The following is a 14,804-nucleotide window of genomic DNA, read 5'->3' on the forward strand; positions in this document are numbered from 1 at the left end:
AAGCCGGAGAGTCTCCTCGCTGGCGGCATCGAGGAGGCACGATATTTCCACGAAGCTGCGTCCTTGCTCGATCAGTTCGGCTCGAGATGTTTGGGCAAGGGTGACGCCCGTCCGTGTTCTCCAGCGCCAAAAGCCTGTTCGAGCGGGAGCACCCAGGACCGTTCCCGGGGAAGCGTTCTGCCGTTAGCAGGCCTACAGGCCGATCAGCTGACGGGTGTCGCTGCAGAACCTTGGGGTCACTCGTTTGCCACGGCCAGATACCGCTGAGCCCGTCATAAGCATTCGGATGAAGCTCTGCTTTCCAGCATGCCGTCGCCCACGATTAACTGTTTGAGCGGTTCTAGTCCGCGGCACGATCGAGTGGAATCGCAGATGGAAGCATAGTGAATGCATATGGACGGCGACTGCGGACCAACGGAAGGCCGCGCAAGAAAGGAGTAAGGCGATGGATACGGCAGACAACGCCGACGCGGTGACCACTTGCGCATGTACTGTTGCCGCGCGGCGAACAGGATGGAAGTGGAGCGTCGACCATGATGAGAGGGCTACGCCGGGCTCGTGACGCAGGGAGGGCGTAGCCCGACCGGAGTTACGAGCCCGGCGTCGGCGCGATCCACAGCGGACCGCGCCGACTGGTGATCGCGGCCGGCTGGTTATGCAAGTGGTTCTTCCGCCAAGAGGAATCACTCGCGTGCCAGGCCGACACATTACCGATCACCAAATGAGGCTCTACATGAAGTACCGTCAGACCGATAGCCCGCCCGTGGCCGCCGCCAAGGCGTCGTTCAGCACCTCGACCGCTTACCGGATCGAGCAGGATCGACGCCTTCCGTCGCAGAAGAAGGCTCCTCGCGGCCGTCGCCGGCCAGATCCCTTGGCCCGCGTATTTGAGACAGAGATCGTGCCGATGCTGAAGGCCGCCCCCGGTGTGCGGCCGGTCACGATCTTCGAGGAGTTGCTCCGACGCCATCCTGAGCTCGGCGCCGGCATCCGTCGCACGCTGGAGCGCCGGATCCGGGCCTGGCGGGCGATCCACGGCGAGGAGCAGGAGGTCATCTTCCGGCAGACCCACGAACCCGGTCAGCGCGGCCTGTCCGACTTCACCGACATGGGCGAATTGGGTGTCACGATCGCGGGCGTGCCGCTCGACCATCGTCTCTATCACTTCCGGCTGGCCTATTCCGGGTTTGAGCACGCCCATGTCGTGCTCGGCGGTGAGAGCTTCATCGCTCTGGCCGAAGGCCTGCAGAATGCCTTGTGGTCACTCGGTGGAGCGCCACGGGAGCATCGCACCGACAGCCTGTCGGCCGCCTTTTGCAATCTCGACCGCGACGCCAAAGACGATCTGACGCGGCGATACGAAGACCTCTGTGCCCATTACGGCATGCGCCCCTCCCGCAACAATCGTGGCATCGCCCACGAGAACGGGGCGATCGAGAGTTCGCATGGCCATCTCAAGCGGGCGGTCGGCGACGCGCTGTTGCTGCGTGGCACCGCCGACTTCGACGATCTCGCTGCCTATCGTGGCTTCATCGATGAGATCGTCAGCCGCCGCAATGCCCGCAACGCCAAGCGGATCGACAGCGAACGTACCGCACTTCAGGATCTGCCGGACCGCCGCACGTCGGACTATGAAGAGGTGATCGTCCACGTGACATCGTCCGGCGGCTTCACCTTGCGCAAGGTGTTCTACACGGTGCCGTCGCGCTTGATCGGCCATCGGCTGCGGGTGCGCCTGTATGACGATCACCTCGACGTGTTTGTCGGCGGCACGCATCTCCTCACCTTGCCGCGCGGGCGGCCGCATCCCAATGGCAAGCACGATCAGGTCGTCGATTATCGGCACGTGATCCATTCCTTGCGGCGCAAGCCGATGGCGCTCCTCAACCTGGTCTACCGCGACCAGCTGTTCCCCCGGGAAGCTTACCGCCGAGCCTTCGACGTCTTGCGCAAACGCTTACCGGACAAGAAGGCCTGCCGGATCATGGTCGATCTCCTCGCACTCGCCCATGAGCGCGGTTGCGAGGCCGAACTCGCCGATCAGCTCACGGCCGACCTGAACGACGGCCGGCTGCCCGACCTCAACCGGCTACGTACTCACTTCGCCCCGGATCCCGCCCAGATGCCGAACGTCGTGGTGCGCCTCGCACCGCTCGCCACCTATGAATGCCTCATCGGTACTGCCGAGATCGGAGGTGCCGCATGAGCACAACCAACGTAGTCGACACCGCGCGCCTCAATCTGTTGCTCAACGAGCTGCGGCTGCCCGCCATCAAGGTGCTGTGGCCGCAATTTGCCGAGCAGTCCGATAAGGAAGGCTGGCCGGCGGCGCGCTTCCTCGCCACCATTGCAGAGCACGAGATCGCTGAACGCAGCCGTCGCCGCATCGAGCGCCATCTCGTCGAGGCGCGGCTGCCCACCGGAAAGACCTTTGACAGCTTCGACTTCGAAGCCGTACCGATGATCTCCAAGGCGCAAATGACCGCGCTCGCCGCCGGCGACGGCTGGTTGAACAAGGGCGCCAATCTGCTGCTGTTTGGTCCGCCCGGTGGCGGCAAGAGTCACTTGGCAGCAGCAATCGGCTTGGCTCTCATCGAGAACGGATGGCGCGTCCTCTTCACCCGCACCACCGATCTCGTGCAGAAGCTCCAGGTGGCGCGCCGCGAACTCAACCTCGAGGGTGCCATCAACCGCCTCGATCGCTTCGATCTCGTTATCCTTGACGATCTTGCCTATGTCACCAAGGACCAGGCCGAGACCAGTGTGCTGTTCGAGCTCATCAGCGCACGCTACGAGCGACGCTCTTTGCTGATCACCGCCAATCAGCCCTTTGGAGAATGGAACAAGGTCTTTCCGGACCCAGCTATGACCCTCGCGGCGATCGATCGCCTTGTTCACCACGCCACCATCGTCGAGATGAACGTCGAGAGCTATCGCAGGCGGACTGCCCTCGAGCGAAAGCGTGGTCCAGGGCGGCCACCGGAGCACGCGACACAAAAAACGCTCGCTTGATTGACGCTCCGCGACAATCAAAGCAAACAAAACTCTTGCGCGCGACAATCATCGCGGCGATCATCATCGCGCCGCGACACTGACTCGCCATCCTGATCGCCGCGCTCTTCCGACCCAGATCGTCGCGCTATATACTGTGATGCACCGAAGATCGATATCCCCGAGGCTTTCCACAAATGATAGTGGATGGCTTTCCACTGGCGGATAGGTTGGTCGCGGGGAGAATTCGCCATATTCCAGCTATCGGGGGGAGGCAGACCTGCTTGATCCCCTTCATGCCAAAACGGCGTCGGCAAATCTCGCACCCAGCTTTGAGTCCCACGACTCTGGGTCGACAAATTGTGTTGGGGGCCCGGGTCGATCCGCCGCAACCTGCCCCTTGCCCACTGCTCAGACCGTATTTGAAGTTGCTCCCGATTGGCGCGCGCTAGTCTTTGAACATGGCGGATAACCTGACGCTCGTCAGCTTATCGACAGCTGAGCTTCCTAGCGTACGCCTCCGTTGACGGCCGCCTTGTTTGACGGAGGCAAGCGCTGCAGGTCCTAGGGGGCATCCTGGGAGAAGGGCTATGACGATTTCGCGGGCAGAGGTGATCACATCGGTCGAGCCTCGGTGGTCGCGAGATGAGAAGGAAAGCTAGTTGCAGCATCGCTCGAGCCGGGAGCGACTGTTTCCGAGGTGGCTCGCATGGCCGGCCTTCATGTGAGCTAGCTGTTCAGGTGGCGCAAAAAGCTTGAGCCGCCTAGTCGGCTGAGACAAGACATGCCATGGAGTTCGATGAATACAGAACGGGCCCAGCCTCGCGCCGGCATACCTTTCGAATCCGAAAGCACCGAGCCAACGTCTAGGGCCGCCGGGCAGTCCCCTTCGTGCCTGACCCAGTGGGCGTCAGCCCTGACGCGGTGGGCGACAGGAGCGGCCGCCGCCGACCTCGTCTCGTCGCAGGACCGCGTCCTGGCGACCTGGGCAGCGGAAGAGGGGCAGGGCGAAGACGAGAATCGGCAAGAGGGGGTCAACCGGACGAGGGCATGGCGGGACGAAGGTGATGTCGGAGACGAGCTGAATTTGTCGTCATTGTCCCTGACCGCCTTGCCAGCCTCACTCTTGCCCAGGCTCCGGACCCTCAATGTCATCGGCAACCAGTTGAGCAGCCTGCCGGCCCGGCTTCCGGGCGGACTCCGGGACCTCTACGCCTCTGACAACCGGCTGACCAGTCTGCCCGCCCTTCCGAGCAGGCTCCGGCACCTCCACCTCATGGCCAACGAGCTTTCCAGCCTGCCGGCAGAGCTGCCATTTAGGCTCCGCAGCTTGACTGTCGATAGCAACCAGCTGACCGATCTGCCCGCCCTTCCGGCAACGATCGAGGAGTTGTCTGCCAGCAATAACCAGCTGACCAGCCTGCCCGATCTTCCAGCCAGGCTCCGCCGCCTGGACGTCAGCGAAAATCAGCTGACCAGTCTGCCCGATCTTCCAGCAAGGCTGCGGTACCTGGACGCAGGCGACAACCAGCTGACAAGCTTGCCTGGCGTTCCGGCCAGACTTCGATACCTGGACGTCAGCGAAAATCAGCTGACCAATCTGCCAGAGACACTCCCGGTCGGCCTTGAAATGCTCGGCGCCAGCAACAATCAGCTCACCGGCCTGCCCGCGACCGTGCTGACGCAGCTCGGCAGCGCGTCCAGCATCGATGTGCGATCTAATCCGATACCGGGCCCAGTGCTGGCCGATTTGGCGTCAGCCACGCGCGGCCCGGATTATGCCGGCCCGCAGGTCTTGCTGTCGATGCCCCTACAACCGGTGGAACATCAGCCGCCACTCCTGCACGAGGTTGTTGCGGATTGGCTCGCGGACGAGCCCGGCGCAGTGGCCGCCTGGCAGGGCTTCGCCGAAGAGCCGGGTGCGCAGGACTTCGCACTCTTTCTCGAAAGGCTCGCGGGCACCGTGAACTATGGTCATCAGGCGTTCCGCGACCAGGTGGCCGAGAATCTGCTACAGGCCGCGATGAGGCCGCGGCTGCGCGAGCAGTATTTCGAGCTGGCCAGTGGAGCGACTGCGTCCTGCGAGGACCGCGTCACTTTGACTTGGAACGGTATGCAGACCGCACGCCTGAACGCTGATGTCAAGGATGGGCTTTATGACAGTCAGCTCGACCAACTGCTCCAACACGGCCGTGTCATGTTTCGTTTGGAGGCGCTTGACGATATCGCACGCGAGACGGTCCGCTCGCTCCGTCGTGCCGACCCGGACGCCAATATCGACGAGATCGAGGTCTATCTTGCCTATCAGACCCAGCTACGGGATCGGCTGGAATTGCGCCACATCGCCCCTGATATGCGCTTCTTGAATCTCTCTGACGTCACGGCGGACGACGTTGCCCGGGCTGAGACGTCGGTGCGGGAACAGGAAGCGGCGGGTTTCGCGGATTTTCTGGCAACGCGCTGGGAGCCTTGGGATACGGTGGTGAAGCGGATCGCCCCCGATGATCATGCCGCGATGCGGGACCGGCTTGCCGATGCAATGGAAGATGAGTTTCCGACGCGCTTGAACGAACGACTCGCGGAGCCTGGCCTGACGGATGATGTCGATGCCCGGCGGGTGGTCGGAGCCCAGATCCTCAGCGAAATCGCCTGCGAGATCAAGGGCGAGCTGATGCATAAGGTTCTCCGGGAGCAGGGCCTCGAGCTCTGATCGATGCGATAGCCGCTCCGATCCTGCAGTCTCGTTTGGTCGTTACGGGACGAGCGATTGTTCAGGTCGCATGGATGATGCAGTTGCCGTCTGATGACCACCTCCGACCACCTCGGCGTGTTGTTCGCTCGCCGGCCGTACCTGGGAAACCCGCGATTCTAAACTAGCAAGCGATGCCAGAGTTCAAGGTCATTGCTCGCCTGGATTACGACGAACAGACCACGTTCGTCCGTGCAAGGCTGTGTCAGGTCACGACTGGCATAGCCTGGGTTGAACTTGATCACGCGCAGGATACTTCGACAGCGCGGCCAATGCCGCTTCATGATTCGCTCGCGTCGTAGCCGATGTCGCTCTCCGCCACCGGATCAGACTCCATCCGGATCCCGTTTGTGACCGCGAGCGGAGCGCGCTGGTGGCAGCGCAGAACGCCTTGCCGAATCTCCGTTCCCATCGGCGCAAGATTTCATAGCTCACTCGACGCCCAGCGCCCCCTGCATTCGTCGACAATGCGCAAGCTCAAGGGAAACCGGAAATACAACCAAACGCTATATCCGATCATTTCCGGTAGGAAGTAATGGCGACGATAAACCAGGGCGCTCGCCGCAGAGCTACCGGGCCGGAAGGCTGCCACTGCTGACCATCCGATAGGGCGGCGCGCGGCTCACCTTCTGAATGTCGACGATCCAAAGTCACTTCGGCGCTCTCGGCCCGACACCATGCCCGAGGGAAGCCGATGACGTAAGCGTGACGGAAGAGATCGGAGCCAACTTCGCCCCGCCCGAGCGCGAGCAGCTACGCTGCGGCTTCGTCAGCTTCTCGAAAGCTTGCTCTGGTAGGATGTCTGCTCAGGTGATCTTGGACGTGAGGCTGGGTGGACCCGCACAATCGTGACCCCATCCAATGTAACAGTTTGGTCGCAGCTGCAGCATGCCACTTCGGAAGAGCAGCAAGAGGGGCCGGCGAGGCAATAGACGTTTGAGCCGTCCTTGGCGACGGCGCTCCCAGCCAGTACCGGTACCTGTCCTCATCAGTCTGAAGAAGACCAGCGCCGCATTGATGACGCGACTGGTAATGCTATGGCTCGGAATCAAAGGTGCACATTAAAGCAGTACCACCGAACTTCGCCGATTACGGGCATGTTCTCCGCTTTCGGCGTCAAGCGTTTGATCTAAGCAAATCAGCAATCCTATCGCTCACGTCAACGAATTCTACTAATCGAACGATGAGGCGCCGTTGAGCAATCTTCGCGTTTGCTGCGAGCCAGCTACTCGCAGTGCGATTCCGCCCAGCCCCCCTCAGAGGACGACGAAAGTTTCTTTAAAATGATGACTCGTGCCGATAGACGCAGCGAGGCCGCCCTTGACCAGTATCACCCTGCTCTTCGCAGATTCTCCGAGGCACTTATTCTTGAGAGCCAGACGATATCTGGACTGGACCACGACTCGCGGATCAAGTCCGCTCGGAGGCTGTTCCCACGCGACAAGAATCTCATCTCCGCGTTAAATTTGTTTCGTGCTGCGGAGCTATGCGCAAAATTCGGTTCGTAATACGGAGCGTGCCTTGTCCGGGCGCTTCGAGCGGGCAGCTAAGCATTGCAGCCTTGGCGGAGCAATCTTCTATGGTGATTTGCCAGCTTCGGTTGGGTTAGGCGACACGGCACGTGACCACCTTATGGCAATTCAAGAGCATGTCGCTCCGATGGAAACTCGCTATTTCCGTGGTGTTGGCAATTAACCCACCGTCCGAGCCAGCCCGGGGCAATCGGCTCGCTCTGTCCGAAATCAGATGACGGACGATATTCAGGTACGGCGCATCGGCGCCCGACGAAGTGGATAAGCGTTTGGAGCGTCTAGCCGACATCCTCATTGACTGCATCGCCCACGGCAACTCGGTCAGCTTTCTGCCACCGCTAACTCGACGACGTGCGCTGGTGTACTGGCGTAGCGTCGCGGACGCGGTTTTTTGCAATGGATGCGTGCTACTAGCTGCGGAAGATGGCGCAGGGGATTATTTTGCTGCTCGGGCAGCCGTTGGATGAAGTGTGCGAGCCAGGCGAACGACCGCCATAAACTTTCGTATCGTTAAGTGACCCCCTTGAGGTGCCCAATTTTTACCAAGGTTCAATTGAGCCGCTGATCACGATCCTCTTAGCTGCATGCGCGGCTGGCCACAGCGACATCTCATTCGTCTTCGCCGGCTTCGTCAACTGATAGCGAATCGGGAGGTCGCGAATTCTATTTTTCGTCGGAATGACAGCATTTGCCGAGACGTGGATAGAGATACTGATGGAACCATTCGAGCTTGCGTGGTGCGAGTTCGAATACCAACGGGCTCTCAGATGCCTCGAAGCGAGGGAAAACAGGGCGAACGACGTCTGATCCATCATGCGGGAGGACCTGTGGCCAAACACTCTATGACAGCGCACGGCCACGCGCGCCACGAGCGGCGATACAGCGATCGAAAGCTCGCTCAAAGAATTAAAGAATTAGCCAGCACGGTCCTAATCAGAAGACCATCACCAAGCAGCGTAAGGCGGCGTCGTGCACGATGCACCGACGGGTTGCAAGACCGTCCGCTCGATTGAGGAAGAGGCAATCGTCGTTGCCTTTCGCAAGAACAACCTTGTGAGCTGCAAATTTATCGAGAATTTGGGCGCCCTTGCGCGATGAACACGGTACGCAATCATGTTGGAGCTCCGGTAGAAATACGGGAATGAAGCTGCGCCGGCGGTAAGCATGCTCACAAAATCCATGACAATTGAACTCGCGCTAGTTGTGGTTCGGTCGATATTCTGCCAAGCGTAACTGTCGGAGTGACGGATCCCTGACCTAGAAGGCAGGGGACCTCTCGATCGTAAGGACGGGTCGCCAGAATGAATAGATCAGCAGCAAAGAAGATGCAGCAGCGCAGTGCCGGCAAGCCTGACATTGAGTTGGGCAAGCGGATCCGCCTGCGGCGTGTGGAGCAGAAGATTTCGCAGGCCGAACTCGGCGATAAGCTCGGCGTCAGCTTCCAGCAGGTCCAGAAGTACGAGAAGGGCGTCAACCGTGTCGGCGCTGCCCGTCTTCAGCAGATCGCCACTACGCTCGACGTCCCCGTCACCTTCTTTTACGGCGGTGACAACAAGGCGCGCGAGGTTGAGAGCCTCCTGTTCCTGGACAGCGCCTTCAGTCTACGGTTGCTGCGCGCCTACAGTAAGATCAAGGATCAGACCGTCCAGCGTCAGCTGGTGTCGCTGATGGAGTCGATCGCCGCCGACGAGGATTGACCGGTACTCGACGTCAGATCGCGGCACATGGACGCGACCTCGTCTCAGGACCCACTCCCGCGGCGAGAGCGGTCGATTGACTTGTACACGCCTCACTTTCAGCCGGTAATCTCAGGGCTACTCTCCTCGATCACGGCACCGCATCCCCGATGTCGACACGATTCTGGTTGACGGATCGAGCGACAATCTGATCTTCGAGCTCGCCAACTCCGCCATTGACATCTCCCTCATGGTGAGGAGCGCCGTCCTACGTGCGAAAGGCGAAGCCGCGCGGCTTGCTATGGAAGATCGCGGCAAACAGCGCCTCTTTGGTCGGGAAACGGGTATAGACCGTTGCCTTGCTAGTACGGCATGCGATCTCCTCGACGCTGACGCCGGCGAGTTCACGAGCCAGGAACAACTCGCATGCCGCGGTCGAGATCCGCAGGTCCACTTCGGCGGCCAAGTCCGTCGGCGGCCGTCCCAGACGCACCGCCTTTTGCGCCGCCCACCTTATGTTCGCTCCTCCATTCATCCACCCTAGGCTAGTTTGTCCATTCAATTAGTCTTCTGGGAAAGAGAAGGTGGCTTAGGCGCCATGATCCAGCGACAAACTGACGGGAAGAGCGGTGAACTTGTTCGAGGTCGGAGCTGTTGTCTACCGCTGGTCGGCGACGCACGGCGTCCGTCAGGGGCGGCAAAATGGTTTCAACCCGTAACATGCCGGCGGGTTCACCACCGCGCCGCTCAGCCCAGTTCTCGCTGCGCTCCAAGCGAAGTCGCCTTGCCAGGGCGGCAGACGGGCGGTTCCTCGCATGCGTGGTCAACCTGCCGCCGAGGCGGGCCGCCCTTTTTCAGATTTTGGTGGCATTGGATGCGCCCGCAAAAACCCAGTCCTCTCATGGTCCGCGCACGTTCAGAACCGCTTGATCTCGATTCCGTACTTCCTCAGCGCGTAGCCAATCTGGCGCGGCGTTAGTCCGAGCAAGCGTGCAGCTTTTGCCTGTACCCAACCAGATTTTTCCATGGCTGCAATGACCCGCTCGCGATCGGCCATCTTCGCGCCACTTACGAGGACTGTGCCAGGGGGTGCCAGTGAGGCCAGTTCGCTGCCGACAAGTGGGGCCGGCGCGGTCGCTTCAGACGGCAAACTGATCGGCTTGGCGGGCACTGGGACGACCGGTGCCGTTTGGACTGTCGCCTCCTCGGACGTACTTTTCCACAGCATCGCGGAAAGGCACTGGCCGTGGCAACATGCAAAATCATTTCTCACGATCGATGGCCCGGCCGACAGGGTCGCTGTGCGCTCGATGCAGTTTTCGAGCTCGCGGACATTTCCCGGAAAGCCGCAGTTCATCAGCACATCGATCGCGCTCGCTTCCAAGGTCAGCGTACGGCCGTTCACGCTATTGAAATTCCTCAGGAACTCACCGGCAAGCAGCGGAATATCGCTGCGTCTTTCGCGCAGCGGCGGCAGCAGCAAGGGAACAACGCTGATGCGATAGTAGAGGTCTGCGCGAAACTCGCTCCTTGCCACAGCCTCTTCAAGGTTCTTGTTGGTTGCGGCTATGACTCGAACATCGACCTTTATGGTCTGGTTGCTGCCGACCCGCTCGAACTCCTGCTCCTGCAGGACACGCAGCAACTTCGCCTGGAACGGGGCCGAAATCTCGCCGATCTCGTCAAGGAACAGTGTGCCTTTGTCAGCAAGCTCGAAGCGCCCCTTGCGCGAGCTGAAGGCGCCAGTAAAGGCACCTTTCTCATGACCGAACAATTCGGATTCCAGCACTGTCTCAGGTAGTGCCGCGCAATTCAGCTTAATGAAGGGCCGCTTGGCGCGGGACGATGATTCGTGAATAGCCTTGGCTACAAGTTCCTTTCCGGTACCGGATTCGCCGCGCAGCAGAACCGTGCTGTTCGATTTGGCCACGACCGCGATCTTTTCGAGCAAGCCGCGCAGCGCCGGACTGTCGCCGATGATCCCATGAACAGGTACCTTCTTACGCTCCCGTACAGGCTGCCTAAACTCGAATAATTGCTTTTGCAGACGGTCCTTCTCCACCATCAGCCGCTCGCGATCGCAGGCGAACAAGCGATGAAGCCTTACTGTCTGTCCCACCAGGTTGGCGATCATGGTGAGCAGCCGCGCATCATAATCGAGCCGGAGACTCGACCTTTCGTCACAGACACGGTCGAGCGTCAGTGTACCCACGACTTTCGGATCGATGCGGATCGGAACTCCGATGAACGACACCGGCATGTTATCCGAGGCACCGAGCACCTCAAGGTCAGCTGCGCTGAACGCCGGCTCCGCTGCCACGTTCTCGGCGACAAGAGGCCTGTCGGTCGCAACGATCTGGTCGATTGCCTTCCGTGGCAGGCGCATCCGGAAGCGGTCGTCGCTGCCTTCGCTCCAGCCAGCACCCACGGTAATGTCCGGCATCCCGTCATCGTCGAACAGTGAGACGATACCGTGTCGCATCTGCACAAACGATTGCAGAAGGCCTACGACGTTGGCCAGCGTGACCTCGAGCCGGCAGGGAGCGGTGAGTATTTTCGATATTTCGAAGATACCGGTCAGCGCGCTCTCGCGCAGCGGCTCGCCCGAGAGCTCGCGCTCCGTCTCTGGATGAGAGGCAGGTATCTCGCGTGCGGAAGCGATATGCAGCATGAGGCGGTCTCCGTTATTTTGATCATCCTCCCTAGCACCTTGTTCGGATTTGCGAGCTTCGTTTTGCATGTCATGCTCGATCTAGCGTTACGAATTAACGAGATGACATAGAAGCGTAACACCTTTTCATGGCACGACGGTAACCTTACAGTGGTTTGATTTCATCTTTTTTCGGAATAGGTGCGCGACGTCAGCGTAGAACACGAACTTCAACGCTGAGGCTTAAGTCAGCCGCGTTGCCAGGCTTGGTCGATTCACAGATGTTGCCCACCATTGATCGGCACCTCGGCCCCCGTAACATAGCTTGCGGCATCCGAGCATAGGAAGAAGATGACCTTGGCCACTTCGTCGGGTGTTCCCACTCTGCGCAACGGGATGTTTGGCACGAGACGCGCTTCCGTGTCGGGCGACAACATGTCCGTTCTGATCTCGCCTGGCGCGATCGCGTTCACACGAACGCCATAGGGCGCATAATCGTGGGCCATTTCGCGTGTGAGACTCGCAAGCGCGGCCTTCGACGTCGCGTAGGCGCTGCCGGCAAACGGGTGCACCCGCGAACCAGCGATCGACGTCACGTTGACAATCGATCCTGACGCGGCCCTTAGCTCGTCAAATAAACCCCTCGCCAGCAGGATCGGGGCCACGAGATTCAGATGGAACACTCTCATCCAGGTTTCAGTTGACGTCGTCAACGAGGTCAGCCGGTCACCATCAGACGTCTTCGGCGAGATGCCGGCGTTGTTCACTAATGCGTGCAAGGGTGCGCCCGCCAAGCGTTCCTTGACCTGCGCGATCAAGCGCGGCAGCATTTGATAATCGCTAAGGTCGACCTGGACATGATCCTCGCGCCCGGAGTCCCACGGGCACCGCGCGCCATCGAATGGCTGGCGCGCGCAAGAAATGATGCGCCAACCTGCCTCCGAAAACAGCTTGGCAGTGGCATGCCCAATTCCGCGCGATGCCCCAGTCAGCAACATCGCCTTCTGCTCTCCCTGATGGAGGCGGGCTTCATCGGCGCGAAAGGGACAGCCCAAATGTGTCTCGGGCAGCGGACCTGCGATCAGATCGTCATTTGGCAGATCGAGACCCACGCCCGCCTCCTCTCCTGTAGCGCCGCTGGCGAACACGTAGCAGGATTTGGGCCACTCCGATGCACGCAAAGACGCTCCGGTTTTGCGTCCTAATGTCGCGCACGCCAAAAGCTTGGCGGATTCGCGACATGGTGCGTGTGCTTTGCAACATCGATGGTGCATCACCCACACAATGCCTGGAGCACACTCGGTCACTGCTAGGACCAGACACCACACTGCGCTCTCGTGATCGAGATCCGAAGCAGCGAGCGGATAAGGAACGCTCCTCGTCGAGGCAACGATCGGTCACGATGGTGGAGACACCCAGTAACCGTGTCGGTACGAAACAGAACCTGACGCACCAACTCCATACGTTAGGTTTTCTCGCAACTGATACCGAGCTCATCGCAGCACATCGCCGCGCTGATTGGTTGCGCGATCACGAGCGGGCGCACTGAATGTCCAACTCAATGCTCGAACCCGAAGGGTCCGTCCGCGCGAGCGAGTGGCGGCCGCGGCAACGGAACTCACCGGCCCAACGTAACCTCCTTCGAAAACTTGATCCGCGACGAACCGCCGAGAAGCTTTCACTTGCGGGTCGTCGCGAGGCAAGGCCGAGGACGATGTCCATCTGGTCAGCGTGGTGGCGGTACGGTAACGCCGCTCTTGTCAAGATCGAGCTTCAGCGGACGGCATTCGGCCGCCGCATCTTGCTGTTCTCCAGGGCAAGGGTCCGTTGGAACGTCGGTTTGGGCGATCAATTGTCGTCCGGAAACGTAGTGGCAGTGCTGCTCGATGCAAAAAGCGGCGATCAGATCGATGAGACGGGTTACGACTTTCATGAAGCCACGAGTTCTTTTGATGCTTCTTCAATCAAGATCAATCGGCTCGGATCGTTCAAATCGAATTCTATAACGCGCGGCGCAAAGAGGCGCGCATAGCGCGTGAAAGCGCTCGTCGGGGGGAAACGGATCACGGTATCGCATCGCGCAAGAAGATACATCTCGATGAGAGCGGAAAAGCCGCCCTCAGCTCCGAGCGCCGCGCTGTGCAACGGCCCGGCCTGAGCTGCCTGGAAGCGCTTTGGGATGGTGAAAACGTCAGGAAACATAGCTGACACCCTCTCAAGGACGTGCGCGCTGTCTGTGCACAGGAACGCCCTGACCGGTTTTGCATGCGGTAACGCCTTGGCCTTGTCGATGGCGTTACAGACCTGTTGCAAAGCCCGCTCGGGATCAGCCCAGTAGGGCGCATGCCCCATAACATCCTCTCCGTTGCCGTGCCGAACATGAATGCCGATCACGCTGAACGACGCAAGGTGCTCACGGAAGATGGCATCAATCCGTGCCTGCACTTCGGATCGCGGCTTGATGCTCCGAAAGATCTCTCGTTCAGCCTCCTCATCGCAGCGCCACATCAGGCAGGCGTCACACACAACTGTATTTGCATCGCTATCTTGCCCGCTTTGGAACAGCTGATCGAGTTCATCGCGTTCCCGGAAAATCTGCTCATCCGGGCGATAGGCGCAATCAATAGCTGGCCTATTCCACCATGCCGGGAAAAATGGTCCAGGAAATGAGTGCTGGTTGATCCGGTCGTCGCAGATCACCTGTACGCCGGCAATATCTTGAACCGGTTCGAAGAAGACGGGAAAGGCGTTGGTGAATGGTTGATCGAGATAACAGGACCCCCGCCAATCGATGACCAGCTTCCGTCCGGTCCGCTCGGCAAAACGCCACGCTGCAGCCAGCGACCACAGGCAGTCGCCCAAGCCCGTACGTCGTCGGGAAACAACGAACTGATCATTTTTCGAACCGCCAGGCATCTGCATTGCCTCCTTCCGGACTCCTGGTTGAACAAGAGACGTCATTGGAGACACCTCACATATGGTCTTGGCCGATGTTATGGTCGGCGCTTGTGCTGCTCGCGCGTTGCGTCGGTAGAACTTCATAGCAGCGCTATCCTCGTAGTGGGTTCTCTCAACGCCTCCCTCTTTTCTTCCACTAGAGTTGTTGCGCCGATATACCCGATTTCAACTGGATGCCTATTGGTGCCCTATTCCACCTCGGCCTAGCCTCCTGTACATGGAGGCGCAGTCTTGGTCTTACATATGAT

Annotated in this window: 9 protein-coding genes; 4 read left to right on the plus strand and 5 right to left on the minus strand. The window is 60.0% G+C overall.

Annotated elements, in window-relative coordinates; translation table 11 throughout:
- The first annotated feature begins 691 nt into the window (after positions 1–691).
- The 4 genes from istA (at position 692) to JEY66_RS34025 (ending at position 8,969) form a co-directional block, all read left to right on the plus strand.
- Positions 692–2,206 carry an IS21-like element ISBj11 family transposase gene (gene istA / locus JEY66_RS34005; protein WP_026191872.1) on the plus strand — a complete coding sequence of 505 codons (1,515 nt, stop codon included), beginning with the start codon at positions 692–694 and terminating at the stop codon, positions 2,204–2,206.
- Positions 2,203–3,012, plus strand: coding sequence for an IS21-like element ISBj11 family helper ATPase IstB (istB, locus tag JEY66_RS34010; protein WP_016842034.1), 810 nt, complete (start codon positions 2,203–2,205; stop codon positions 3,010–3,012). The genes istA and istB overlap by 4 nt, the downstream gene beginning before the upstream one ends.
- A gap of 1,255 nt (positions 3,013–4,267) precedes the next feature.
- A complete protein-coding gene (locus JEY66_RS34015) occupies positions 4,268–5,701 on the plus strand; it encodes an NEL-type E3 ubiquitin ligase domain-containing protein (RefSeq protein ID WP_244620915.1) in 1,434 nt (477 codons plus the stop codon).
- A 2,896-nt stretch (positions 5,702–8,597) separates the two neighbouring features.
- Entirely contained in the window at positions 8,598–8,969 is a 372-nt protein-coding gene (locus JEY66_RS34025; RefSeq protein ID WP_016842040.1) for a helix-turn-helix domain-containing protein, read from the plus strand.
- Positions 8,970–9,216: 247 nt separating this feature from the next.
- On the opposite strand, the gene JEY66_RS34030 is transcribed toward JEY66_RS34025, so the two are convergent.
- From JEY66_RS34030 to JEY66_RS34050, 5 genes are all read right to left on the minus strand, one after another.
- Positions 9,217–9,414: a helix-turn-helix domain-containing protein gene (locus JEY66_RS34030; protein WP_157183431.1), complete on the minus strand. Its 198-nt coding sequence runs from the start codon at positions 9,412–9,414 to the stop codon at positions 9,217–9,219.
- Between the two features lie 450 nt (positions 9,415–9,864).
- The gene (nifA, locus tag JEY66_RS34035; RefSeq protein ID WP_016842042.1) at positions 9,865–11,619 is read right to left on the minus strand and encodes a nif-specific transcriptional activator NifA; all 1,755 of its coding nucleotides are present in this window, start codon (positions 11,617–11,619) and stop codon (positions 9,865–9,867) included.
- 254 nt (positions 11,620–11,873) lie between these two features.
- Positions 11,874–12,710, minus strand: coding sequence for an SDR family NAD(P)-dependent oxidoreductase (locus JEY66_RS34040; protein ID WP_026192378.1), 837 nt, complete (start codon positions 12,708–12,710; stop codon positions 11,874–11,876).
- A 614-nt stretch (positions 12,711–13,324) separates the two neighbouring features.
- Entirely contained in the window at positions 13,325–13,531 is a 207-nt protein-coding gene (locus JEY66_RS34045) for a hypothetical protein (RefSeq protein WP_125459275.1), read from the minus strand.
- Positions 13,528–14,640, minus strand: coding sequence for a nodulation protein NodZ (locus JEY66_RS34050; RefSeq protein ID WP_077231073.1), 1,113 nt, complete (start codon positions 14,638–14,640; stop codon positions 13,528–13,530). The genes JEY66_RS34045 and JEY66_RS34050 overlap by 4 nt, the downstream gene beginning before the upstream one ends.
- Between the last annotated feature and the right edge of the window lie 164 nt (positions 14,641–14,804).

It is taken from the genome of Bradyrhizobium elkanii USDA 76 (genome assembly GCF_023278185.1).
GTDB classification, from domain to species: Bacteria; Pseudomonadota; Alphaproteobacteria; order Rhizobiales; family Xanthobacteraceae; genus Bradyrhizobium; species Bradyrhizobium elkanii.

Excerpts from the sequence above, each read along its gene's own strand:
- istB (WP_016842034.1), top strand. The coding sequence starts at position 2,203 with ATGAGCACAACCAACGTAGTCGACACCGCGCGCCTCAATCTGTTGCTC.
- JEY66_RS34015 (WP_244620915.1), top strand. The coding sequence starts at position 4,268 with ATGGCCAACGAGCTTTCCAGCCTGCCGGCAGAGCTGCCATTTAGGCTC.
- JEY66_RS34025 (WP_016842040.1), top strand. The coding sequence starts at position 8,598 with ATGCAGCAGCGCAGTGCCGGCAAGCCTGACATTGAGTTGGGCAAGCGG.
- nifA (WP_016842042.1), bottom strand. The coding sequence starts at position 11,619 with ATGCTGCATATCGCTTCCGCACGCGAGATACCTGCCTCTCATCCAGAG.
- JEY66_RS34045 (WP_125459275.1), bottom strand. The coding sequence starts at position 13,531 with ATGAAAGTCGTAACCCGTCTCATCGATCTGATCGCCGCTTTTTGCATC.
- JEY66_RS34050 (WP_077231073.1), bottom strand. The coding sequence starts at position 14,640 with ATGAAGTTCTACCGACGCAACGCGCGAGCAGCACAAGCGCCGACCATA.